Raw genomic sequence first — 24,870 nt, 5'->3', positions numbered from 1 at the left:
GTGAACTCACATCTCGGGTGCTTCGACGATACCCAGTTGCGTGAGCATTCCGAACACGTCCGGTTGGACCCACCGCTCGGCAATCATGCCGTTTTCGATGCGAGAGAACACCATATTTCCAACTTCGAACGTTTTCCCGGTTGGTTCGGCGCCCATGAACGGGCCATCGTGCGTCCCTCGTAACGTCACGCGCATGGCGACCATGTCGTCTTTGGTGACGAGTTCTTCGACTGTTGCCGAGAAGTCACTAAAGGATTCACGTAGGCCTCGTAGTTGTTCTTTGAGTTCTTCACGGCCCTTTTGTTCTCCAAACGGGCTGTGGTCGGCTACATCTTCGGTACAAATTTCGTCGATGAGATCGATGTTCCCTTCGGTTGCGACCTCTTCTGGGAACCGCCGAACGACGAGTTCGTTCGCCTCGGGTGTTCCTGGCGGTGTGCTTGCTGATGCCATCACTGTTTCTCCTACGCACTCCCTCCAGCGGTGTTACCCCCTCGTCGCTGGTTCGAGTACAGTATCTGAGTACGCTCCATGAGATGTTAGCAATTGCCATGGATGGCGTTCAATATCGCTCTGAGCCCACCGAGCGTGAGTAACGGAGACTACTCCCGGTGACGCCTTCTGGGCTACACCGGTCGAATCGCAAGCGTCAGTTCTGCTTGTCGCCGTGGTGTAGCGATATCGATATCGATGACCACTGCAACGATTGCTGTCTCACCTGCTCGTTCTTGGACGACGACGCCCTCGTCGGCGATGCAGGGACCGAACGCACGGTACGGTCCCGACGGACAGTTCGACAGCGCCCATCCGCTGGCCGCAGAGTCGTTCCTCGAAATCGAGACGCCACCCGGCCCCGTGTAGGCGCGTTCGATCCGCCTCAGCGATGGGTCGAGACGAGACGTGAAGTCGGTGACTGCGGCCTGCCGTGCGGGCCAGTCGAACCGCCCGCTTACGTCGAGCGTCGCGGCCGCAACTGCCTGTTCGCTGGCCGTGGAAATCTCTTCGACGTGGGCTGCCGATTCGACGCCAGTCGGCACGTAGGCCAGTTGCGCGTGGACGACGACGAGTGCGAGCAGTGCGACGGCGGCCACCGCACCGGAGACGAGAACGAGTTGCCCGCGGTCGGTCTCACTCTCGCGACGGCGACTCATGGGTACCACACTTCCAACGTCGCAGAACACTCGGGGACGACTGCTGGTGCAGACCCGACCCGCGCACTACTCGGTGGGGGCGTTCCCACAGAACCGACTGGCGTTTCGAGGTGGACGAACGCACCATCCGGAAGACTGGATGCGAGTATTGCGAGGAGTTGGTCTTCACGCGTCCCAAGTTCGGCCTCCGAACCGCACGCGGCACCGAGGACTGTGCCCGTCCCGTCAGCAGGTGTCGTCGCGAGGAGCGTTGCCGCACGTGCCGCCGTCTCGTCGGGCGCAGTGGTCGTCGGTGCTGGCGGGGTGAGTGCAAACGATGCAGTTACCGCCAAGATGAGCAGGGTTGCAACCGCCGCTTCGACGACCGTGAGCGAGAGTTGCCCGCGAGACGAGTCAGTGGACGAACCTGTCTCATGCAGTCGCATCCACGGTCACCTCCATGGTCGTCGTTTCGACGTCGTACACGGTTGCATCGGCGACAATCGTTCCGGACGGTGTGGGTCCGCTCACTTCGGCACGAATCAGCGGAGCAGCGCTCGCCGAGACGTTCACGACGTGCGTTCCTTCGATGCCTGTCGGTCGATGCAGTACGACGCGGTCGTTGACTCGAATCGTCTCGACGGTCGTGTTTCCATCAGGGTTGACGACGAGCCGAACGGCGTCAGTCCGCCCCGCGATGCTTGCCGAGTCGTCGCTATCGAGCGAAATCGTCTCCGACTCGAATCGTGGCGTTGCGACGGCGACCCCACGTCTGACGGTTACTCCGCCGTCGGCATCTCCTCGCTCGGCGACGACAGTACCGTTCACGCTGATTCGGTAGTCGATGCCGCGGAGGACGGGGAGCGCCGCTTCGAGCGTCGATGCGTTCGTCGCGTTCAACGCAGTCACGTCGAATGCGCCAAGCGGTGTGGTGAGCGAAGGTTCGTCGGCAACCGCCGCCGCGACCTGTTCGGCACGTTGTTGTTCGAGTGAGTCGCCGGTGGCATCGACGAGTGTGCGGTCCGCGATGACGACACCGGAGACGGTTGCGGCGGTGAGAAAGACGAGCGCAATCGCAAGTCCGGCGAGGTTCGTCTGCGCGCGCGCCGTCGTTTTAGTTTGCATTCGAACTCCCTCCGTTGGTGAGTTCGACAGCAACCTCGCCATCGTCTTCTTGCGAAATGTGGACGAAACAGTCGGTGCCGCTGTGGCACGTCCCACTCGCGGTCACCGAGTCAGGTAACGAGAGCGGGAATTGCCTGTCTAATCTGTCCTGTGGATGGTCGAGGACGACGACGGGAATCGTCGTGTTCGTCTCTCCCCCAACAGTCCCGTTGGCGACGTAGCTGAGTCGATACGTCTCACGCTGAATCGACCGCGGGATATCGAGAACTGCGCGGTGTTCGACGTCGGTCGTCGCAGGCGGAACGTCTGCGGTGGTTTCGAGTTGCTCGACGGTGGTTGCGAGCGCCCGGTCCGCCAGTTCGTCGCCAACAGCGTCGCGGTGGTCGGGGAGGACACCAGCGAAGAGTACGGTGGTCAAGAGCCCGATGAACAGCACCGCGATGGCGGCTTCGAGGGCTTTTCCGACCACCGGAACGACCCCACGAGAGTCGTTCCAAGGGTTCGAATCAGCCACGAGCGACCTCCAGCGCATAGTCGTAGCGAGCGACGGTGAGCGTGCGGTCTTCGGGGAGCGTCACGACGACACTCGGAACTCCATCGCCGTCCAAGTCGATTCTCGAAACCTCGAATCCCTGTTCTTCGAAGGTTCGCTCCCACGCGACTGGAGTCTCGGTCTCGATTGCGACGCGATAGGTGTCGCTCGGCAGTTCGGTGACCTTTCGCTCGGTTTCGATGCGGATTCCGGATGTTGACCCGAGTCCGAAGCCGTCGGTCGTATTCGGATTGGCGACCGGGAGTGTGAGGAACACCGAATCACCGGTGAGCGACACCGGACTCGGCGTGACCAGATACGCGCGGTCACGTTCACCGCGAACAACGGCCCCACCGACGAACCGAACTGCGTGACTGCCGCGTTCGACCACATAGCCGTCCGCATCGTAGGTTCGATTTGACCCCCCTTCTGGGAGAATGCGGATGGTTCTGTCTGTCCGCGAAACGTCGCCGTCAGTCACTCGAATCGCGTGTGTCGTATTCGACCCTGCGAGTACGCTGTCTCGAATATCGGCGAACCCGTCTGCGGTTGCAGCCGTGTCTGCGGCGTTGAGCTGCGCGTTGACGAGGCCGCCAACGCTCGCAGTGAGGAGGCCGATTGCGACGACGCCAATCCCGAGCAAGAGCGCCACGCCGACGATGTTCGACTGAGCGCGGTTCGCTTCGTGGTGCGCACCCGTTCGTCGCAACGAGGTCATACCAACCCCACCCCGGCGTAGACGAGATAACAGACAACGACGAGAATCGCCGAGTGAAGCAGTGCTTCGTATCGTCCGCGACTCGCCGTTCCGGAGAACCACCCGGAAGCGAGCATCGTCGCCTGCGTGACGACGTACATTCGATATCGGTCGCGTGTCAGGTCCACCGCTCTTGAGTCGATAGCGAACGACCCAGTGGACGAAAGCGACGACAGTTGGGCAAAGCCGTCGAAGACGTGGACGTTGACGGCGACGGTGATACCAATGACGAGCAATGCAGTCGTCCACCCGACTGCGACGTAGACGAGTAGATTCGACCGGAGCGCACGCTTTTCGTGGTAGAGGCGACCGATTTCGGTCTGGAGCGTGTCGAAGACCGTTCCTGTGTCGCTCCCGCCGTCGAGCGCGCCGACGACGAGGCCAATCGTCTGCTCGGCCATCGGTGTTCCCACCTGTCCGACGAAGCGTTCGAGCGCCGCCGTTCGAAGATTCACGTCGGTTCCGGCACTCGGTGCGGTGAGTCGAAGATTGAGCGCGAGGTCGGCAACGTCGCCGTTGAGCGGTCCGAGGTCAACGTCTTTGGCGACGTGTTCGACCGCACCTGCAAACGGTCGGCCAAGGCTCACGTGCCCGGAGACGGCGTGAACGAAGTCCTTGAGTTCCCGGTCTTTGGCATCGTCGAGACGGGCGCGTTTGATTCCAATCCCGCCGACTGGGATGGCATAGAAGACGTATCCCGCTAAGGCGACGCCAACGGCGTCGGCGCCCGCGAGTGCGGCACCCCCAGCGACAACGAGCGCTGGAGCGATGAACACGACTGCAGCGCTCGCTGGGTTCGTCGTTGCGGTGGCGAGAACTTCGAGCGCGCGGGCTGGCCGCGCGTAGTCTATCGACTGGTCCGGCGGGCGCAAGTCGGCGATGAGGATACTCGCTCCCAGACCGACGCCGACGATGAAGACGGCACTCGCGTAGACGACCACGCCACGAACCGTCGTCGGGCCGAGTGGTGTGACGACCGGCGCGGAGAGACCCGGAGCGATGACGCTCATCACCGTGAGGACGATGACGAGGAGCGATGGCAAGACGAGCAGGACGATGAAGAGTTCTGCGAGCAGTTCGAGGAATCCCGCTGCCCGGTCACGAGCGCGGGCCTGTTGGTGGCCGAGCATCCGACTCTCCATTCGGAGATAGTTCCGAAGAGCATCTTCGCCCTGTCCAGCGTGTTCTCTAAACTTGAGCAGGAACGGCGCGAGCATCCCTTCAGAAGGCGTGTCGCGGGCGACACGGCGGAGTCCTTCGTTGACGTTTCCAGTCAGCGATGCCGTGTTGAGGACGCTTCGAAAGGCAACCGCAGATTCGCCGTACGCATCGGTTTCGGCGACGCGGCGAAGCATCTCACGCGGGCCATCGCTTCCAGACGAGAGGACGTGCAGATAGCGAACCGCACCCGGAAGTGTGCGCTCGATGTTCTCCCTGCGAGTCGAAGCACGCCACCCCAGGTATCTTCCAGCGAGTGTGAGGGTGGCACCACGGGCACCCCATCCGACGATTGCGGCGAGCGAGAGTGCAATCGGGAGCCGTGGGACGACGGGAATCTGAACTCGCTCGAACAGTGGCACTACCGCGCGAAGCAAGTCTAGTGCGGCGTCGATGGACCCATCTGCGACCGCCAGTGCGACGAGAATCGTGGGGACTGCGACGAAGAGGGCGGTCCCCCACGCGGCCCCGTAGGCACGAGCGAGAAAGAGATCGAAACTCACCCGGAGGTCGGTCCCGCGATAGCGTCGGCGGTTCCGGTCGTGTCGGTCGGCGTCGGCGTGGCGAGCGAAGAGCGCGTAGAGCGCCCTGTCGAGAACGGTCAGTGTCGGTCCTCGGCCGTCACGTCGTTCGTGCCCGGCTGTGGATTCGACGCCGTTCATGCGTCGCTCTCGGCTGCCTCGCGTTCTGCCAACTTCCGCCGAACGCGCTCGACGGTCGCCGCCTCGTCGGTCCGAAGGTCAGAGAGAAAGCCGAAGAGACGGTCCACGTCGTTCACTTGCTCACGCACGAGGTACTCGACGTAGCGGTGTTTACGGTGGAACTCGCGCTCGACATCTTCGACCGTTCGGTCGGTGGCGTCGGCGATTCGCGTGAACAGCCGAAGCCCAAGCCGTCGGTGGTCGTCGCCGAGTTGCGGGTGTTCGTACGAGAGGTCGAACGAGCCATCCGGATTGCGCCGGGCGATAGAGTTCCAGTGGAGCGTTCGTCCGTCTTTCTCGATGACGCCGCGGCGACCCCACGTCTCGCTGTACTCGGATTCGGGGACGAGTTCGACGACTTCGGAGACGTAGCGTTCGCCATCGACTTTGTGCGGGAAGACGACGAGGTCGAGTTCGCGCAACAGATATGGTGGGAGACCTTGCTCGATGACGCGGTTGACGAGCGTCTCGATGTCTGCGGCGTGGGTCGTTCCGATGACGCCGTGGCCGGTGTTGAGCGTCTCCGCGAACGTTGCGAACGACGCTGGCGTGTTGATTTCGGCGATTACCTCCACGTCCGGATTCAGGTAATTCGCCTCCGTCATCAGGTCGGCCATCGAGACGCGTTTGTACTCGGATTCGTGGTCGCGCGTGGTGAGCGAGACGCCGGTTTCGTGCGGTAAGTGGACCTCGCGTGACCCCTCGTCGATGCTGATTGGGCGGTGGTCGTACGGAATGAAGGGCATGTGGGCGTTCATCAGCGTCGTCTTGCCGACGCCGGTTGCTCCCGAAAACAGCACGACACGGTGGTGTTCGTAACACAGCCACAGGAGCGTCACGAGTTCGGTCGAGAGCGACCCGCCTTCGATGAGGTCGATTGGTGTCAGCACGTCACCGGACTGCTTGCGAATCGAGACGTGTGGGCCGCCTTCGGAGATGACAGGGAGTGCGACCGCACAGCGAATCGTCTCATCGACGTCATTCGTGTCTTCGTTTCCGGTATCGGGTCGAAGGTTGACTTTGGCACTTGGGTTCGAGGCGTTCAACTCGACGCCGTCGGCCGCTGCGAGTTGGGTGACGACGTTGGTGAATTCGGTCTCGTTTTCGAACGAGAGATTGGTTGGTACACGGAGGCCACCGCGACCAGTCACACTTGCCCGCGGAATTACCTTCACGCGCTCGCCGACACGGTTGGCTTCGATGTCTTCGAGATTGGGGTCACGGATGGGAACCGTAAGAATCCCTTCACCCACGTAGTCGCGGAGGACGTAGTACACGAGGTCGTCGAGTCGGTCTTGGGCGAACCGTCGGTCAACCGGTGGGAGTGCGAGACCGTACTCTGACAGCGCCGACTGCATGCGAAACTTCGTCGCATCGACCCACGCCTTCGTGTTCCGGGCGGTCAGCCGCCGTGAGAGTAGCTCTCGTGCCCTGCCACGAACGAAGTTAGTTCGGTCGGAAACGACGTTTTCGACGTTCGCTTCCCAGATTCGCTCTTTACACTCCTCGATGAGTTCGGCGTCCCCCGGAAGCAGGTCGGGTTCGAGAACCGCGTACTTCGTCGCGAATCGGTCGTCACCGAGCAATCGGTCACGATAGACGACGACATCGACATCGTAGTCTGCGAACGCGACGGTATAGTCTCGAATTCGCTCGGCTGCGATGCAGTCGGCGAACTCGACGCCGGAGTCGAACGTCGTCGTCGCGGGCGCGAAATTCTCGGTGTGGACGACGAGGCGCTCGCTCCCGTCACCACGTCCTGCATCGACGACTTCGATAGAACCGTCGAGCGCGAGTGGTGTTACCTCTCCGAGTAGGCGTAGGTCGGCCAAGACGTGATATTCGACGCGCCGTCGGGCGCTCGGAGAGAGGTCGAGCAGTCTGTCGAGAACGCGGCGATACTTCGGTGACAGTCCAGCACTCGCCCGCTCTGCGGCACCTTCACGGGTCAGTGGCCGTCGCCGCGCAACCGTCGAAAAGTGGTCTCGAACCGTCGCCAACGCCGTCTCTTCTCTGTGACCGAGTGTCGGTTCTCGAACGTCGTAGTTGAAGCCGTGGTCGGCGTCGCTGATGGTGACGACTGTCTCCGGGGCGACTTCGTACTGCGCTCTCACGTCTGGTGCGTACCACGCCGCCGGGTCGTCCGGCGGAACCGGCGCGGGTACCTGACCAGCCTCGTGGGGCGTCGAGGCAGGTCCGAATTCGAGGGTCGGAGTGGGCGGCTCCGAGTCCTCGTTCTCACCTTGAGTAGTCATACTCGGTGTTGTCAGATTTTGGTATATAAGGTTTGAGTGAGTACTGTCTGTCCTCCCCCGAATTTTGGAAACGGCGATATGGTGGGAAAATGGGTCTCTAAGTCGCATTTATGAATTGGGTTATCGCACAAAATTCAACCAGTTTGACATCTCTGTCCATGACGTTCTCACTTCTGAGATTCGAAAGCCCACTTCCGAGTATCTGGACGTAAAGAAACGTACTCAGAACCCAAACCCGAGAGATGAACCTCTCATTCTGACTGACCTCATCGGACTAAATAATGCTCAGGTCACGTGCGCCCTGGTGTCGCGGAGTCTCCGATAGTAACAGACTCTCTCGCTAGGTTGAAGTCTTGGAACGTCGAGAAAATGTCCAAAGATCTGTTTTCACTCAGCTGGTTGTTTATATTCAAATAGTCGGTCTCCTGTCTCCTCACATCTAATAGCAATAACCCTATGCGAGCTACAGCAAGACTCGACTACTTCTTCACTCAGCTGAACATCTCCACCAGTCGTTGGACACGTTTCAAGAAACGCCCGCAGTCTGTTGAGGACCGAGCCTCGTTCGTCTGCATCGAACTCGCGCCAGTCGGGGACCTGTGACTTGAGGATACGGCACGCTGCAAGGTCTGCCACGAGAGCTGTATGAGAGGGCCACTGCCCAAGAACCGCAATTTCTGAATAGAGGACTTTTGTTTCGTTTTCGCTAATGAGTTCAAGATTCGATGGGCTGTGATCTATTCCGAAAATATCGATAACCATGTCTGTAGTGATTTCTGAATCGGCTAGTGGTTCAGACTCTTTGACCCACGCAGTCTCGAAACTATTAGTCAAACAGAGGTCATTCTTATCTGTACATGGTTCGAGTACATCCCATTTTATTAGTAACTTTTCAAGGCCATCGTTAGCTGCAGTTTGAGTATGCTCATCGGAATCTCCCCCAGAAGTGGATGAGTCGGTTGTTGGTATCGAAGTTTCTGGCGTTTCGGTAACTTCCTTGGCTGAGACAGTATCTGTAGTTTGATTTTTCGGTGTTCCACGTGCCCCAAGTCCGTTTGCCGTATTCCCTCCACTAGGAATTTTGCCAAACCACCTGAGAACGGTTGGGGGAAGATATTGTTTCGTCACCACTGGAGTTCCTGGAACGAGATAGCCGCGGAGATAGATGATTCCGACTGAAACACCGACAGCTAGGGCGCCACCAAGCTTTGACTTTCTTGCGATAGCTGATCCAAGGATTACAGCGATAATAAGATTCAATGCTGTACACGGTTCGCACCTATTTTCGCCTGTATATTCCGACTGCTGGAGCGCATCTATTACGTCTACATCCATACACCGATTTGGTTTGGTTATTATTTTATTACTCTTTCTATAGAATCACAAAGCAAATAATTACGTCTGGACACCACGGAGTATATAAATACCTGTCAGGAATTAGTTATTTCACAAGATTTTATAGCCTGTATATATTTGTAGAAAATATGGTTGGAGCTGACCCATCCATAGATCGCAGAAGAGTTTTGAAAACAACTGGTACAGCACTAGCGGGACTATCCGCTTATTCTGGTCTTGGAGGTGCTTCTGAGGCAGGCGACGCCCAAAAGAGCGGTGAGCAAGTAGTCCCTGATGAGGAAAGATTCTCTGATGACCTGAAAAAAGGATACGTGCTAGGGACATACAAAAATCCAGTAACGCCGGAAACGATTAGAAAAATTCAAAAGAAAGTCCTGAAAAACAGGGAAAAAAGTGGGGCAATTGTACACGACCCAACTGCCAAACCGGCAAAAGAATACCAAAAGTCGGGTGACAGTGGCCAAGTCCTTGGATATGCGTTTAAGTTGGAGAATGGCCGGCCAAGCATTTTCATAAAAGAAGAACCGAAGGTGATCTCGTCTAAGAATAACCTTCCTGTAAAGGACAAAAAGAACGCCGTTACTAGCGCACACAACGACACACTTGAATTTCTCAACAACAATGGTGGTGAATAAAAATGGTTAAAGGATCAACCTCACTCCGTCAAGAAAAAGACATTATCTACTACTGTGACACTGGAACTGTATGTGGTGGAGCATCATCAATGCAAGTAGGTAAGCTCGAGCATTATTCCTATACAGAGTATGACAACTTCATCAACGCAAATGATGAGGAGAAATCTGCATGGGCACTGAAACAAAATGCTAAGTTGCTCCCTGCAAACGATAATGACTATAATGGATCGTGTGACATCGGCTCTACTGCTGATTGGGGGAATTATTTTGCCCACCATACACAAAACTGGAAGCGGACTGATCTGACCTCGCCTGAGAATCAGAGTTATGCCCCATCCTCAGATCTGACCTCAGAAGTGAGTACCTCACTAAGTGTATCTGCACCGGCAGGAATCTCAGTAAGTACTTCTGTTGACCACCCTGAGCTAAAGAGAAACGTAGATTATGAACCCGACGAACAAGTTCAGGCGTACTATGATTTCTTCGATCAATCATTTGGCGGTGGGGTATACGACGCCTATGATTCTGACTCTCAATTAGGACAAGCATCTTCCTGGACAACGGATCGCCCGTCTTCTGGTGACCGCATCGCTCCATCATACCTTTACGCTGAGTTCAATGGCGTAGAATGCGACGGTGCTGGCCGCACCACGACAGACGGTGATAATCTGTTCTTATTCTTCGAATACGCAGATTATTAAAAACCAACTGTATAGGTACTAAGTCATTATTCCAAATTTTTAATTGTCTGCATTGTGGTAATATTAAATCACATTTCTAACTCTAGAAAACCATAAAGCGTGTTTAATCTCAAATTGTTTCCATGGATTCCGAAAAACTGCCCCGCCGTGAAATCCTCAGCATATCGAGTACGGCTCTTGTTGGCACTACTGGCTGCACGACGCGAGTTTCGACCTCCAATCAGAGTAAGTCTTCAACAACTACAATAGAGTGAACACGAGTACTCACACAGTGACGATATGCCTGACTCAATTAAAGTGCGAAACCCAGCAACGGAGCCTGCTGTTCGCTCCTCAAATCACTCTCCTGAAGAGATGGTTTTGAGTCTTCAGCGAGTTGGGAATACGAAGACTGGATTGTGACCTCATCGAGTGAGCTTAACGCACTCGATTTTTCTCAGGGTACGAATGGTGTTGGAGAGACGATGGATTTCACCGCTTCGGCCGACTTATCCGAAGCCACTTTGCTCGTCCATCAATACAATATTCACGTCTGTAAAACACGGCAACTTACCGGGCTCAAATGGGGTTCTGGATTCAAATGTGGAGACGTCAATTGTGCCGGTATCTCTCTCAGCTACGACACAAAACTACGAGAAGACGACTGCCAAAAGAATATGAGTTCTGGTAATAATCAGCCATACAGTGGGGAGTCGCATTCAAGTGAAGCCACGTTTATACGAATCCCTGCAAAAATGCAGTCATACGGACGCTTCAGTGTTGAGGTCTAAGAGATTATTCTACAATTGTCAATGCTGGTGTTGAGCTCGTCCAAGCAGAGAACAATACTTCGTACTTTCTCCTCCCGTTGTAACCTTCATTTGAATTGACTCGATTGGCCGAGCAGTTTGGCCAGTTCTCGTCTACTATCACGAACCCGTCCACTCGCCTGACTATCAATCTTGTCTCCAATTTGATATTTGGTCCTTGCCGATGAAATTCCTCCATGGTATCTGTACCAGACCTCGGCATCGAAATCCCCGAAATCTCGCAAATCGCGTTCGTGGTCGAAGACATCGACGACGGCATGGACCGCTTCGGTAACCTCCTCGGACTCGGTCCGTGGGACGTCTTCGAGTTCGCGCCGCCGACGCTCCACGACACGACGTACAGAGGTGAGGAACACGACTATTCGATGACGCTCGCGCTCACCTACGCTGGTGACACGATGATAGAACTCATCGAACCTCAGGAGGGTGAGAGCATCTACACCGAACACCTCGACGAACACGGCGAGGGATTACACCACGTCGCGTGTTTCGCCTTCGAGGACACTGAGGGCGTCGTCGCGACGTTCGAAGAGAACGGCATGCCCGTCCTCCAGAGCGGTATCTACGGCGAAGTCCCGTACTGGTACTTCGACACCGCTGACCAACTCAACGGCGTCATCTTCGAGACGGCGACCAATTTAGAGGCAATTCCGGAACCGGACAGACAGTATCCGTAGCTGCTGTTTATCCCACTTTAGCCTATTTCTGCAAACGCAGTGTTTCGCGTGTCTCTGCATCAAGACTGTTCGTGGCAACCGTCGTAGAGATTCTCTCGGAGACGGTTCGATGCACTCGGAAATCTGTCTGCTTATACACCGTCCACGACTGCCTGTCTGTATGGCGTCTGGGATTCACGTACAACTTGAAGTCGCCGGTGCGACGCACTGTCCCGTGTCGTCGCTAAGTGAGGCATGTCCGGTCGATTCTGTGGCTGTCACACACCACGGTGCCTCCGAGGGTCCACGAGTCGTCGGTGAAGTGACTGTCGATGACTCACTCGACGACGCCACGAATCACGCGATGGACGAACTGTTCGTTAATGGGTCGAGCGTCGTCTATCGTTACACCCACGACGACCGAGGGTGTCCGTGTAGTCAACTCTCGCAGTCGGGCTGTCCGATTCGGACAGTTCACGTGGAGTCTGGCCGACTCGTACTCTCGTTTATCGTTCCGGACGTCGAGACACTGCGAGCAATTATCGCAGCGATCGAACCCAACTGTGACGACCTCAGCATTCGCCACTTGACACGCTCTGGTGAGATAGACGACGGCGGGTCACTCTTCGTCGTCGATAGAAGTGTTTTCACCGACCGGCAGTACGAGGTACTCGAAACCGCCTACGAGATGGGGTACTTCGAGTCACCAAAGCGCGCGAAGTCGAAGGCCGTCGCTGAGCAACTCGACATCGCCGTCGCGACCTTTGTCGGACACCTCTCGGTCGCACAGACGAAACTGTTGGACCAAGTCGTCTCGGCGTGATACATCTTACCAACCCGTGTGGTGTAAAAAAACCCGAACACGCTAGCGGACAGGCGGATGTTGGTCGGCCCACAATCGTAATTCGACCCAATGTCGAAAACAGTGTATCAGGCCATCGGTGGACGAGATGCAGTCGAAGCGGTCGTGGCCGATTTCTACGACCAGGTACTTTCCGACGACCAACTCGCCCCCTACTTCGAGGGTATGGAGATGAGTGAACTTCGCGCGCACCAGGTACAATTCATTAGTTCGGTTGCTGGCGGCCCGGTCGAATACACTGGTGACGATATGCGAGCGGCACACGCACAGTTAGACATCGACGAGGCGGACTTTGACGCCGTCGGGGAGTACCTCCACGATGCGCTCGAACGAAATGGTGTCGAACCACAGTACGTCGAACGAATCATGAGCGAAGTCGCTGCGCTCAAGGCACCCATCCTTGGTACGCCAGCGACCAACGACTGAACTCTCAACAGACTCGTCGTGGCACTCTCACGCCAGGTCGCCCCGTGAAAAGCGCGCTATAGGCGAGTATAGGAAAGGACAGCGACGGTGAGCGTCTATTCTTCGTAGCCTGCGTACGTCATCAACTCCGAGAAGATATCGGATTGCATCGCCTCCTTGTAGACGACGGCGCTCAGCATGCCGCCGGGGTAGAAGTTCCCGTTCATGACGTGGTTGACCTTGTGACAGTGCATGAGGTAGATTCCCGGGTCGGCGTCGGCGGTGAACTCGACGGTGTGTCGCTCTGCGGGCGCGACGTTCGTTACGTCCATGTCGTATCTTGCAGCCTCGGGGATGACCCCGCCGTCCTTTTCGACGAGTTGGAACCGGTGATTGTGGATATGGAGCGGGTGACTCATGTACCCGCCGTTGACGTAGTGGACGCGCACCAAGTCGCCTCGTTCGACGATAATGGGTGACCCGTCTTCCGGGTGAAGGGTTCGCGGCGCACTCTTTCCATTGATGGTGAACACGTCAGGTGCTCGTTCCCGTGGATTGTAGCTCACGTCCTCGCCAGCCATCTGACGGGGGAGCCGCGAGTCCCAGTCCTTGACGGTCATGAAGTACTCCTTGTCCGCGCGTTCGTACCCCTTCGGGTCAACGCGAAAGATACCGTACATCCCCATGTCGATGTGCCGGTGGGTCTGGTAGTGACAGTGGTAGAGATGGGTCCCGGGGACGTTCGCCGGGATGGTGTAGGTGTGTTTTTCACCGGGATCGACGCGAATTCCAGTCGTCGTCGGGACGCCGTCGTCCTTCCACGCCTTTCGAGCGCCGTGGAAGTGGAGGGTGTGGGGTCGCATTCCATCGGTGTTGTCGAGGGTCACCTCCATGTCGGTACCCTCGGTCGTCCGGAGAATCGGGGCCGGGACGCTCGGCGCTCCGTCGTCGGCCTGAAAGGCCCACACCTGTGGAAATTCCACGGGACCGCCCATCGTCTCCAGCGGATGCACCGCGTGTCTCGCAGGCACGGATTTGAGCGTTACTGACCCACCCTGTTCGTCCACGTTGACGACTTCCGGCGGGCTCGTGTAGGGGAGCGCCCCGTCGCTCGTAGATGCAACCGGGCCCTCACCGCCGACTGCGGCGTTCGGATCGGTGTTCGTGGGTGCGGTACACCCTGCGAGCCCGACCAGCCCTGCCCCACCGGTTGCGGCGAGAAACTCGCGTCGTGACATCGTCGAGCCAGGTGCGCCAACGTACTTGGACATGACAATTATCACTTTCCGGGGGTCTCCAATAAGACGGCGCGGCGGTTCTCAGACGGCGGGATACGGGCGAACATGTTCGCCCCACTGGTGTCACTCAGTGTTCCGAGTGAGTCCGTCAATGGTCGAGAAAATTCTTCAGCACCGCACTTTCGGCGCGGTGGAGTTTCTCACTGGTCGTCGATTTCGCCAACCCGACGTTCTCGGCGAGTTCCGTGAGCGTGCAGGTCCGAGGCGTATCGTAGTATCCGCAGTCGGCCGCCGTTTCGAGGAGTTCGTACTGTTCGTCTGTCACCACCGACTCCGAATCGGCCGACTGACGAACCTCCACGAGTTCGAAAGAGACGTTCAACAGCGTCAACTGTGCTTCCAACTCCGCGATGTGTTCTCTCGACGTGGAGAGTTCGAGTAGTACCTGCTGGTCAACGATCGTAATAGGGAATTCGAGCGGAATGCCGACCTCACTGAGCGAGAATAGCAACAGCGGTTCGTCCGTCTCGAACTGAGCCAACGTCCGGTCGGCTTGTGTTTCGAGAATGTGGAGGGAAGTGAGTGTATCGTACTCACCGAACGCCGAGACGACCGATTCGATGTCGGTCGTGTTGATTTCGAGTAGACCAACCCCTCGTTCCTCGACGGGCATCCCTGCGAGGACCGTGAACTCGGTATCCGGGAATCGGCTCGAAACGTCGCCAATCCACACCGTTTCGGGGAGACAGAGAGAGAACGTTGCTCTAGGCACCCGCGGATATCACACCACGTACACAAAAATCGACCGAACATGTTCGGTCGGTCGCCACGCACTGAGAACGAGAATGCCGGGTTATCACAATCCCGTCCATGGGTCCACCTGTGGGCGAGTTCGACAGGCTCGCCCGCACGAGGTTTCCATGAACACCGACTGCTCATCGCCACTGTTTGGACGACGAAGCGCGCTTCGACTACTCGGTAGTATCGCACTCACGGGGACGGCAGTTCAATCGAGTGTGTCGATTGGGCGGGCGCAGACGAGCGACTTCGACCTCGAATCCTGGTTCGAGAACACCTCGAACTACGACGGGGTCGTCGACGAGACTGGCCGTGACACGGTGCAAGTCACTGTCGGCGTCGAGGCCAACGACGGCGCGTTCGGATTCGGCCCTGCTGCGGTCCGCATCGACCCGGGAACGACCGTCGTCTGGGAGTGGAGCGGTAACGGGGGAGTCCACGATGTGACGGCGGCGGACGGCTCGTTCAAGAGCGAACTCGTCGGGGATGCAGGCCACACCTTCGAGCACAGCTTCGAGGCCGAGGGCGTCTACAAGTACGCCTGTTCGCCTCACTCGGCGTTAGGGATGCGAGGTGCTATCGTCGTCGGGGATGCCGCCTCGGCGAGGTCGAAGTCGGTGAGCGAATCTGACGGCAAAAGCACCTCACAGTCGACGGCGGACTTGGATTCGTGGTTCGAGAGAACCTCCAATTACGACGGTGTCGTAGACGAAACCGGCTCCAGTCAGGTGGCCGTCGAAGTCGGGGACAAAGCCAACGGCGGTGCGTTCGGATACGGCCCAGCGGCGATTCGCGTCTCGAAAGGGACGACCGTCACCTGGGAGTGGACAGGAAAAGGAGGCGCCCACAACGTCGTTGCATCCGACGGAGCGTTCGAATCCAAAATCGTTGGAACCGGCGGATACACTTTCGAGCATACTTTCGACGAGGTCGGAACCTACACGTACGCATGCACGCCACACAAGCCGCTCGGGATGAAGGGTGCAGTCGTCGTCACGGAGGAGGCGAAACCGAACGAGCAGATTGCCGAACCCTTCGACGACCCGCGGGTAGCGACCACCGGTGGTCTCGGTCTCGCAGGAATCTTCGGAATCGCACTCGCTTTACCGGCGCTCGTCGGTGTCTTCCAGGCACTCACGGGGGATGAACGGTCGAACCAAGAGGTCGAGAGAGACGAGCAGTAGCTGAGCCTGGATTCAATGCGGTCGCCTGACGACCCTATCCAAGCCGACGCGGTCCAGTCGCGCCGAGCGTCGCCGCATAAAGCGTCACCGCCGGCAACACCGTCTCCACAGGTCCGTGCCGGAACTGGTTTGCAAGCCCTTGCAAGTCTGAGATATCCTCGAAGCTCAGGCCAATCTCCCCGAGGTCCGACGGTGAGAGTCGGGGCGTGTACGAGAGCGAGGAGACGTGTTCGGCCGCGAGGTTCCACGACTCATCGCAGGCCGTCTCGAACGATTCGGATTCCAACACGGGTTCGAGGTCACCCCACATCGTTTCGAGGAGCGACGGCCACTGCGCGAGACTGCGATAGATGGTCGGCAACCCCGAGTCGAATCCGTGGAACGCCTGAATGGACTCGACCGTCTCAGTTAGCGACTCCGGTACGTCTTCGAACGGAATCATCGTCACCGGCTGCCCCATCTCCCGGTCGAGGTTCGGGAACGACGCGGTGGCTTCCCAGTCGTCAGCTGGCGATTCACCGATTTCCTCGTCCGAGAGCGCCCGGTCGAGAAGTTCGAAGGTAAACGAAAGTCGCGGCATCATCGTATCGAGTGTGACCATCTGGCCGCGTGCCTCGCGGAACTCGGCTGGTGCGGTTTCTGTGGATGCTGGGTTGTAAGTCGGAATTCCGTGGTCTTCGAGAACCGAGACGACCGCATCCCGATATTCGACTTCGTAGCGGGCGAACGCACGCGACTCAAATTCTGGTTTGAGTTGTCCCCACGCGTAGCGCAGAAACTCGGGCTGATTCGCCATGAGTGTCCGGAAGAACCAGTTGACGACTGGTGCCTGAAACGTGGTCGTGAGGTCGTCGTAGAGGCCGCGTTGCCACCCCGTCGCGTCGGATTCGTACACCTGCTTGCTCGTGTCGAAAGCCATGCTATGTCGTCACTCACGGGGTGATGTGATAGTGGTTCTGTCGGCACAGTGAATATATCACCGAGGCGGTCAACAGTAGAGCGAACAGGAGGTAGCCGTAATTCCTCGTGTCTCCCCACAACAACAGATGAAAATCGAACTCGAACTCGAGCCGTGGTTCAAGGAAGGCATCGAAAACGGTGATTTACCGGCTGGTGCGAGGATTCGGTACGTCGTTGGCGACACGTACCTCGACGGCGGCCCATCGGAATTTCGAATCGACGAACCTGTCGTCTTTACCCTGCGACGACTCTGCGAGGGGGTCGTCGACGTACTCAATGGAGAGCGCTTCGACCTCTCCTATCTGTTTTCGGCGCACATGCTTCACCTCGACCCAGTAGACGACACGACTGTCTCGGTTTGGACGTCGAGTTCGGGGCCAGCAGAGACCGATATCGAGAGCCTCGTTCGTGGTGTCGTCGTGACCGCGGACGAACTCGTCGAGTACGTCACCGAGGTGAACCCTGCGTTCGAAACTGCTTCAGAAATCGAAACGTTGCGGTCGGCAAGCAAGCGCTTGCGAGTGGAATACACTGACCGCTTCGGCGAAATCCCCTGAACATAGCACAGCAACGCTCCAAACAGCATACCCATGACCACCTCGTTCGACATCCGCTACGACGACCGATTCAATGACCAACTCGAAAGAGGTGAACCCTACGCCGACACCGGTGTTCGGTTGTTCGTCGGCGACAGTGTCATCGGTGGCACGCCGGACCGATATTCTGTCTTCGCGTTCGTCATCCCACTGTGTCGAAAACTCTGCGAGGTCATTCCAGTCCTCGTCGAAGGCGACGACGCCGAGGTGTCGTTTCTCGCAACCTCGTACTCGCTTTCGTTCGACCACGTGCGAGACGACGAGGTGATGATTCGGTCTTCTGCTGGTGAGCAGTCACCAGCAGTATCGCTTGTCTCTCTCGGCGAGGCATTCGTTCACGCGTCAACAGAGTTGCTCGAATACGTCGAAGCAGTAAACGACGACCTCCTGAACGACGAACAAGTCCAAGGCCTCACGCATGCGATTTCGGCCGCTAACGCGTCACTCGAAGCGTAGTTTCGGTGTAACCCTCCCCACGTTCTTTTGGCCGCGACTCGGTTTCTCCGAAGGGCTACCTTCACACCAGTCGTCGTGTGACACATGAACCCAGTGTCGCCCAAGCGAATCCGAACGTTCGCCACACTTGTCGCTCTCTCGACTGTCGTCGTACTCGTCGTTAGAAGGTGTCAAGACGCCTCACCACCGCTTGAACCGCCATTCTGAGTTCTCGTCTCATCCACGTCACCGAATCCGGCAACTAATATGTTAACACACCACAATTCTTTCCTCCCGCGCCCGCGCACATACACGAAATGGTGGACACGAACGGAACGACAGACGGGGCAGTCGTACGCGTCTGCACCGGGTCTGCATCCCTCACCCCCGCACGAGCGGCACTCACTGCCGCCCGCGACGAGGCGACGTCGGCCTCGGTAGTCGAGGTCGGACCGATAGGCATCGGTGACCTCGACCCGCTGGTACTCGTCACCGCCGACGCGACGACGGCGTTTCACCCGAATCCGAGCGCGGAGGAGGTGCGAGAACTCGTCCGGCACGTCGAAGATGGGGACGTCTCGACCGACACTGCTCACGCCGTCGTCGAACACGAACCAGACCCGTCGTTACTTCCACTCCCAAACGACGGCCCACTGGCTGTCGGGAAACGTCGAATCCTCGCACGAGCGGGGTGGGCCGTTCCTGACGACACCCCCGGTGGTGCTGACTCAGAGACGGAACTGGTGACCGAGAGAGTCCGAAACGACCCCGATGCGGCGGTTGAGCGAGTTCGAAAAGTCGGTTTACTCGGCCGAGGACGTGGCGACGGGAGTACTGACGAACCGGTCATCGAGGAGTGGGACCGCGCCCGCGACACACACGAGAGGACGGGCGACGACCCAGTCCTCGTCGTCAACGCGAACGAGAGCGACGTTCGAAATTGGACCGACCGAATTCTCTTCGAATCGGTCCCGGCCGAAGTCATCGATGGCGCGCTCGCTGTCGCCGAACTCGTCGGTGCCGAGGATGTCATCTGCTACTGCAACGAGTCGGACGTACTCGCCCGCGAGCGACTGCAAGCGGCCGTCGATATGCTCTCGGAGCGACTCGAACGCTCGATGCGCCCCCAAGTCATCGTCGGCCCCGACCAGTACATCGCCGGTGAGATGACGATGGCGCTGGAGGCGATGGAAGGAAACGACCGACTCGAAGCGCGACTGCGTCCGCCTACACCTGCACAACACGGTCTCTACGGCCGACCGACGGTGATTCACACGCCGCGGACGCTCGCGCAGATTCGTGAACTCCTCCTTCGGCCCGAGGCGTTCGACGCCGACGACGCCGACCCGGGAACGCGCCTCGTCACCGTCTCCGGAGACGTTGCGGCACCTTCGACCGTCGAACTCTCTACTAGTGGGTCACTCTCGGCGATTCGAGAGGTGGTGACGCTCGCTGGGCCGTTCAAGATGGCCTGCGTCGGCGGGCAGTTCGGCGGCCTCACGCGAACACTGGAATACCCACCGAGTGCGCCTGCGCTGTTGGGGGCGGGCCTCGGCACAGAGGGTGCTGTCGAACTGTTCAGCGACTCGCGGTGTGCCGTCGCTACCGCAGGCAAGCGCGCCCGCTTCGCCGAAGACGAGAACTGCGGGCGGTGTGTACCGTGTCGGGAGGGGTCGGTGCAGTTGACCACCCTTCTTCGAAACGTGTATTCGGGCGACTACGACGACGGCGCGCTCCGCGAACTGACACGCGTGATGCGGACGACGAGTACGTGTGACTTCGGGCGCGGGGCGGCCCGGCCTGTTACGACGGCGATGGACGAGTTCGAGACCGAATTTTACGCACACGCCGATGGACGCTGTCCTAGCGGCGAGTGCGAGGAGGTGTGAAATGAGTACCGACGAGACCCCCAAAGAGAGCGAATCGACACCGGCCCCAGTACTGCCCCGAATCCCTGACGTAGAAGACCCCCGTCCCAGCACCCCGCTGACGGAGGACTTCAACATCGGCACGGCCAACGACCCCACGGTGGGGACGACTGGGGAGGAGATGACCCACCTTACCGTCGATGGAACGTCTATCGCCATGCCGCCGGGGTCGACGATTATCGACGCGATGCAAGCGGTCGATACCGCGGACGACGTGGCCGCGCTGTGCTACTACGACCGCGGCACCGAACAGGCTGAGAACATCGGCCCGCGCAGCGAGTGTCGAACCTGTATGGTCGAGACCGAAGAGTACGGTCTGGTCCCCTCGTGTAGCTTTCCCGCAGAGGATGGTCTCACAGTCCGAACTGACGCCGAAGACGCGGCAGAAGCCCGCTCGGTCAACCTCGACCTCGTCCTCTCGAACCACAACCTCCGGTGTACCACCTGCGGACAGAACGGTCGCTGTGAGTTACAGGACACCGCCATCGACGCTGGCGTCGAAGAACCTCGGTATGGCGTCTTCGACGACCGCGACGCCTACGAACCAATCGACGACACCTCCGCAGTCATCCAAATCGACCGCAACAAGTGCATCCTCTGTAACCGGTGTGTTGACGCCTGTAACGACGTGCAGGTCGAAGGTGTCCTCCGAATCGAGGGCCACGGCTCAAATACCAGAATCGGCTTTCAGACAGACGTGGACACGATGCAGGCTTCGACCTGTGTCTCCTGCGGCCACTGTGCGACAGTCTGTCCCACCGGGTCGCTCGTGGAGAAAGGACTGGTCGATAGCACGACTATCCCGTTGCCGGGATTCGACCAGAAGAACTCCATCGGAAAGGTCGTCGAAGGCGAACACGCACAGACCGCCGACAAGAAAGGCAAACCAAATTGGCGTGCCAGAGACGAGAGAGACGGTCTCGAGGCCGACAAATCGGGTGTCGCCCGCTTCATGGCGAAGGCGAAACAGCGGGCGAGAGAGACCGGCAAACGCGTCGCCGAAGAGTCGCTGAAACAGGTCGAACACCTCAGCGAGAAGGTCGCCGCAGAGACGCTCTCGGCGGGGCGACTGTTCGACACCGCCCAACTCGTCGCCGACGCGAGACTCGGGCGAATTACGAAAGCAGAGACGACCTGTAACTACTGCGCCGTTGGCTGTCGATTCGAGTTGTACGGCAAAGACGGCGACGTACTCGGCGTTCGTCCCGCAGACCCCGAAGCGACCCCAGCGAACGACTTTTCGACCTGCGTGAAAGGGAAGTTCGGCTACGACTTCGTCAACAGCGACGACCGACTGACGACGCCCTTGATTCGTGACGGAGGTGGCTTCCGCGAAGCTAGTTGGGCGGAAGCATACGACCGTATCTACGAGGAGTTGACACGGATTCAAGCCGAACACGGCGACGATTCTGTCGCGGTCACCTCCTCTTCGAAGTGTACGAACGAAGAGAATTTCGTGAACCAGAAGTTCGCTCGCCAAGTCTTGAACACGCCGCACGTGGACAACTGCGCTCGCCTCTGTCACTCTTCGACGGTCGCCGGACTCCAACAGACCGTCGGCTACGGCGCGATGACCAACCGTATCAACGAGGATATCGGCACGACCGACTGCTATCTCATCACCGGGTCGAACACCACCGAAGGACACCCGGTTCTTGCGACTCGAATCAAGCAGAACGTCCGTGACGGGGCGGATTTATTCGTCTTCGAACCGCGAAAGATTGGCCTCGCAGAACACGCCACGCAGTACTCGCGGACGAAACCGGGGTCGGACATCGCGTGGCTCAACGGGATGGTTCGCTACATCATCGAACAGGACCTCCACGACACCGAGTTCATCGAATCTCGAACGAAGCACTTCGACGAGCTGAAAGCGAAGGTCGAACCGTTCACCCTCGAAACAGTCGAGGAATTAGCGGGCGTGCCGCCAGAGGAACTGAAACACGCCGCCGAAACCATCGCTACGGCCGACACCTGCATCTTCGGGTGGGCGATGGGGATGACCCAGCACGCCCACGGCACGCGGAACGTCCTCGCCATCACGAACCTCGCACTCGTGACTGGTCACCTCGGAAAGCCCGGGGCTGGACTCTCGCCGTTCCGCGGGCAGAACAACGTGCAAGGTGGCGGCGGCGATATGGGACCTGCTCCGCACAATCTTCCGGGGTACCAAGACCCGACCGACGACGAGATTGCAGACAAATTCGCGGCAGTGTGGGGCGAGCGCCCACCACAAGAGATTGGCCTTCGACTCCCCGAGCAGTACGACGCGATGTTGGCTGGGAGGATTCGCGGCATGTACATTATGGGCGAGAACCCCGTCCTCTCGGAACCCGATATCAGCGAGGCCGAAGAGGCGCTCGAAGAACTAGAATTCCTCGTAGTGCAAGATATCTTCCTCACCGAGACGGCCGAGTACGCCGACGTCGTTCTCCCGGCCGCTTCGAACGCCGAGAAGTACGGCACGTTCACCAACACTGAACGCCGCGTGCAACTTGTTCGGCCCGCTATCGAGCCACCGGGAATCGCCAAGACGGACCTCGAAATACTGTGCGAACTCGCCGACCGATTCGGCTACCAGTGGGACTACGACTCGGCGGCCGACGTGATGGACGAAATCGCCCAACTGGTGCCAATCTACGGCGGCATCAGCTACGACCGACTCGAATCGACGCCCGAAGGGATTCAGTGGCCCTGCACGGGCGCCGACGACCCGGGAACGCCGTTCCTCTACGAAGAGCGATTCAACTTCGACGACGGACTGGCTCGATTCGTCCCCGCCGACTACGCCGGACCCGCAGAACTGCCGGACGAAGAGTACCCACTGATGCTCACGTCGGGCCGCGTCCTCTACCACTGGCACACGGGGACGATGACCCGCCGGACACAGGTCTCGATGGACCACGTCCCCGAGAGTTTCGTCACTATCCATCCGAAGATGGCCGAGCAACTGGGCGTCGAAGACGGCGAAGACGTCCGTGTCATCTCTCGCCGCGGAGAAATCGTCGTCAAAGCGGAAGTGCAAGACGTGGCCGACCCCGGCGTGGTGTTCATCCCGATGCACTTCGCCGAGGGCGCTATCAACGAACTCACACAGCACGAACTGGACCCGACCTCGTACATCCCCGAGTACAAAGTGTCGAGCGTCCGCATCGAACCGGTCGGCCCGAGTCCAAACGCTGGGGAGACGAGTGGCTAAACAGCGTCCCCTACGCTCTGCTGTCATCATCGCTGGGGGCCGTTCGACTCGCTTCGGCGAGGCGGACAAAGCTGTCGCCGCACTCGCTGGCACGCCGATGATTCGCATTGTCGCCGACCGCCTCACGCCCGTGGTGGACGAGCTCGTCGTCAACTGCCGAGGCGACCAACGCGAGGCAATCGAGTCGGCGATGACCGATTTCTCACTTCCTGTCCGCTACGCGCTCGATTCGGAACCAGACGCAGGGCCGATGGCCGGTATCGGAACTGGACTGAGCGCGTGCCGTGGTGAGTACGCCATCGTCGTCGCGTGCGACATGCCCTTCGTCGAGGCCGATATCGTCCAGTATCTCTTCGAACGCGCCGAATCCGAGGCGGTCGATGCAGTCGTTCCGAAACTCGACGATGGCTGGTATCAGACGACCCAGGCAGTCTATCGAACCCAGTCGATGGCGAATGCGTGCAGAAATGCGCTCGAACGCGGTGAGCGGAAGATTCTCGCGCCGCTGGACGAGTTGGAGTGGGTCGTCGCCGGAGAAGACGAGTTACGAGTACACGGCAGTCTCGACACGTTCGAGAACCTCAACACGCGAGAGGAGTTCGAGGCAGCACAGTCGAGATTTTAGTCTCGTTCGACCACAGTAACCAGCGGCTTCTCGGTGTTCATCCGAGCGAGGACGACCCGCGGAACGTCGGCGCGTTCGAGGATACCCGCGGCAATGTCTCGGCCTACCGTTTCGAGTTCGTCGTCGTCAACCATGTTGACGAGTGGAATCACCGTCGCTTGGGGTGGGACGCTCTTCAGGCCGCCAGCGCGACTCGCAAGCACTGCGGCCACGTCGTCGGTGTGGATTGTGTCGCCGACGTTGAGACCAGTGATGGCCGCGACGCGCTCCGGTCGGTGGACGTATTCTTCCGAGAGCGGTTTGCCGACGACTCTCGCACTGACGATGGGAATGACGGTGTCGGCGGTTGGTGGTATTCGCGGTTCGCGGTCGTTTGGGGCCTTGAGCCAGCGAGTTCTGGCACCGTCTGCCTTGACGAAGACGGCGGTGGCCTCACCTGACTCTTGTATCGCCGTCACCAGCGACGGGTCGTAGCCACGATACCGGTCGTCGCGCTCTTGTTCGGGAACGAGTCCGAGGGGCCACGCGTCGGTGTCACGGAGGGCGGCCACCGGGTCGGCGGTCACATCGACGCGGGCGACGTGTTCGTCGAAGATGGGGATTCGAACGGTTGCCGTGAGAACACTCTGTGGCACTAGGTTGGCGAGTGTGTAGAGGGTCGTTTTCTTCCCACCCGCACCGACGACGCAGACCATCTCTGAGTCCGCATCGAGGGCTTCGACGATGTTCATACTCTGGCTTGTCTCGGTACGGCGAAAAGTGTGC

At 58.8% G+C, this 24,870-nt stretch carries 24 protein-coding genes; 11 read left to right on the top strand and 13 right to left on the bottom strand.

From position 1 onward, the window contains the following. Positions 1–6: 6 nt before the first annotated feature. The 9 genes from ACK509_RS05905 to ACK509_RS05865 form a co-directional block, all read right to left on the bottom strand. Positions 7–453, bottom strand: coding sequence for an ester cyclase (locus ACK509_RS05905; RefSeq protein ID WP_410765566.1), 447 nt, complete (start codon positions 451–453; stop codon positions 7–9). A gap of 173 nt (positions 454–626) precedes the next feature. Further along, on the bottom strand, positions 627–1,151 hold the full coding sequence (locus tag ACK509_RS05900; protein WP_410765565.1) for a hypothetical protein: 525 nt from the start codon (positions 1,149–1,151) through the stop codon (positions 627–629). Further along, entirely contained in the window at positions 1,148–1,576 is a 429-nt protein-coding gene (locus tag ACK509_RS05895; protein ID WP_410765564.1) for a hypothetical protein, read from the bottom strand. Before ACK509_RS05895 ends, ACK509_RS05900 begins: the two co-directional genes overlap by 4 nt. Further along, positions 1,563–2,255: a hypothetical protein gene (locus ACK509_RS05890; protein ID WP_410765563.1), complete on the bottom strand. Its 693-nt coding sequence runs from the start codon at positions 2,253–2,255 to the stop codon at positions 1,563–1,565. The genes ACK509_RS05895 and ACK509_RS05890 overlap by 14 nt, the downstream gene beginning before the upstream one ends. Beyond that, positions 2,245–2,769 carry a hypothetical protein gene (locus ACK509_RS05885; RefSeq protein ID WP_410765562.1) on the bottom strand — a complete coding sequence of 175 codons (525 nt, stop codon included), beginning with the start codon at positions 2,767–2,769 and terminating at the stop codon, positions 2,245–2,247. The genes ACK509_RS05890 and ACK509_RS05885 overlap by 11 nt, the downstream gene beginning before the upstream one ends. Beyond that, a complete protein-coding gene (locus ACK509_RS05880; RefSeq protein WP_410765561.1) occupies positions 2,762–3,505 on the bottom strand; it encodes a hypothetical protein in 744 nt (247 codons plus the stop codon). The genes ACK509_RS05885 and ACK509_RS05880 overlap by 8 nt, the downstream gene beginning before the upstream one ends. Beyond that, positions 3,502–5,424, bottom strand: coding sequence for a type II secretion system F family protein (locus ACK509_RS05875; RefSeq protein WP_410765560.1), 1,923 nt, complete (start codon positions 5,422–5,424; stop codon positions 3,502–3,504). The genes ACK509_RS05880 and ACK509_RS05875 overlap by 4 nt, the downstream gene beginning before the upstream one ends. Then, positions 5,421–7,718, bottom strand: a complete 2,298-nt coding sequence (locus ACK509_RS05870) for a type II/IV secretion system ATPase subunit (RefSeq protein WP_410765559.1) — start codon at positions 7,716–7,718, stop codon at positions 5,421–5,423. Before ACK509_RS05870 ends, ACK509_RS05875 begins: the two co-directional genes overlap by 4 nt. A 387-nt stretch (positions 7,719–8,105) precedes the next feature. Continuing rightward, entirely contained in the window at positions 8,106–9,053 is a 948-nt protein-coding gene (locus ACK509_RS05865) for a hypothetical protein (protein ID WP_410765558.1), read from the bottom strand. A 149-nt stretch (positions 9,054–9,202) separates the two neighbouring features. Between ACK509_RS05865 and ACK509_RS05860 the strand changes: the two genes are divergently transcribed. From ACK509_RS05860 to ACK509_RS05840, 5 genes are all read left to right on the top strand, one after another. After that, positions 9,203–9,709 (top strand): hypothetical protein, encoded by a 507-nt coding sequence (locus ACK509_RS05860; RefSeq protein WP_410765557.1) that lies wholly within the window; start codon positions 9,203–9,205, stop codon positions 9,707–9,709. A 2-nt stretch (positions 9,710–9,711) separates the two neighbouring features. Then, positions 9,712–10,410, top strand: a complete 699-nt coding sequence (locus ACK509_RS05855; RefSeq protein ID WP_410765556.1) for a hypothetical protein — start codon at positions 9,712–9,714, stop codon at positions 10,408–10,410. A gap of 985 nt (positions 10,411–11,395) precedes the next feature. Next, positions 11,396–11,896, top strand: coding sequence for a VOC family protein (locus tag ACK509_RS05850; protein WP_410765555.1), 501 nt, complete (start codon positions 11,396–11,398; stop codon positions 11,894–11,896). A gap of 250 nt (positions 11,897–12,146) precedes the next feature. Then, a complete protein-coding gene (locus ACK509_RS05845) occupies positions 12,147–12,698 on the top strand; it encodes a helix-turn-helix domain-containing protein (protein WP_410765554.1) in 552 nt (183 codons plus the stop codon). Positions 12,699–12,788: 90 nt separating this feature from the next. Further along, positions 12,789–13,163 carry a group I truncated hemoglobin gene (locus ACK509_RS05840; protein WP_410765553.1) on the top strand — a complete coding sequence of 125 codons (375 nt, stop codon included), beginning with the start codon at positions 12,789–12,791 and terminating at the stop codon, positions 13,161–13,163. A 95-nt stretch (positions 13,164–13,258) separates the two neighbouring features. On the opposite strand, the gene ACK509_RS05835 is transcribed toward ACK509_RS05840, so the two are convergent. Both ACK509_RS05835 and ACK509_RS05830 read right to left on the bottom strand, forming a co-directional pair. Next, positions 13,259–14,413, bottom strand: coding sequence for a multicopper oxidase domain-containing protein (locus ACK509_RS05835; RefSeq protein WP_410765552.1), 1,155 nt, complete (start codon positions 14,411–14,413; stop codon positions 13,259–13,261). Positions 14,414–14,528: 115 nt separating this feature from the next. Further along, positions 14,529–15,152 (bottom strand): helix-turn-helix domain-containing protein, encoded by a 624-nt coding sequence (locus tag ACK509_RS05830; protein WP_410765551.1) that lies wholly within the window; start codon positions 15,150–15,152, stop codon positions 14,529–14,531. A 148-nt stretch (positions 15,153–15,300) separates the two neighbouring features. Here ACK509_RS05830 and ACK509_RS05825 point away from each other — a divergent pair, with 148 nt between their 5' ends. Continuing rightward, positions 15,301–16,362 (top strand): halocyanin domain-containing protein, encoded by a 1,062-nt coding sequence (locus ACK509_RS05825; protein WP_410765550.1) that lies wholly within the window; start codon positions 15,301–15,303, stop codon positions 16,360–16,362. Between the two features lie 34 nt (positions 16,363–16,396). Here ACK509_RS05825 and ACK509_RS05820 read toward each other — a convergent pair whose 3' ends face one another. Further along, positions 16,397–17,281 carry a halocarboxylic acid dehydrogenase DehI family protein gene (locus tag ACK509_RS05820; protein WP_410765549.1) on the bottom strand — a complete coding sequence of 295 codons (885 nt, stop codon included), beginning with the start codon at positions 17,279–17,281 and terminating at the stop codon, positions 16,397–16,399. A gap of 127 nt (positions 17,282–17,408) precedes the next feature. On the opposite strand from ACK509_RS05820, the gene ACK509_RS05815 reads away from it, so the two are divergent. From ACK509_RS05815 to ACK509_RS05795, 5 genes are all read left to right on the top strand, one after another. Then, a complete protein-coding gene (locus ACK509_RS05815) occupies positions 17,409–17,879 on the top strand; it encodes a hypothetical protein (protein WP_410765548.1) in 471 nt (156 codons plus the stop codon). Positions 17,880–17,912: 33 nt separating this feature from the next. Next, positions 17,913–18,374 carry a hypothetical protein gene (locus ACK509_RS05810; RefSeq protein WP_410765547.1) on the top strand — a complete coding sequence of 154 codons (462 nt, stop codon included), beginning with the start codon at positions 17,913–17,915 and terminating at the stop codon, positions 18,372–18,374. Positions 18,375–18,670: 296 nt separating this feature from the next. Further along, complete coding sequence (locus tag ACK509_RS05805) at positions 18,671–20,242, top strand: NADH-ubiquinone oxidoreductase-F iron-sulfur binding region domain-containing protein (protein WP_410765546.1); 1,572 nt, start codon at positions 18,671–18,673, stop codon at positions 20,240–20,242. 1 nt (position 20,243) lies between these two features. After that, positions 20,244–23,480, top strand: a complete 3,237-nt coding sequence (gene fdhF / locus ACK509_RS05800) for a formate dehydrogenase subunit alpha (RefSeq protein ID WP_410765545.1) — start codon at positions 20,244–20,246, stop codon at positions 23,478–23,480. Continuing rightward, positions 23,473–24,105, top strand: a complete 633-nt coding sequence (locus ACK509_RS05795) for a molybdenum cofactor guanylyltransferase (RefSeq protein WP_410765544.1) — start codon at positions 23,473–23,475, stop codon at positions 24,103–24,105. The genes fdhF and ACK509_RS05795 overlap by 8 nt, the downstream gene beginning before the upstream one ends. On the opposite strand, the gene yqeC is transcribed toward ACK509_RS05795, so the two are convergent. Further along, on the bottom strand, positions 24,102–24,836 hold the full coding sequence (gene yqeC, locus ACK509_RS05790; RefSeq protein ID WP_410765543.1) for a selenium cofactor biosynthesis protein YqeC: 735 nt from the start codon (positions 24,834–24,836) through the stop codon (positions 24,102–24,104). The genes ACK509_RS05795 and yqeC overlap by 4 nt on opposite strands. Positions 24,837–24,870 lie beyond the last annotated feature (34 nt).

The organism is Haloferax sp. DFSO60 (assembly GCF_046557615.1).
GTDB lineage: Archaea > Halobacteriota > Halobacteria > Halobacteriales > Haloferacaceae > Haloferax.
Note: the sequence above shows the minus strand (reverse complement) of the source record. Positions and strands in the feature narration are given on the sequence as shown.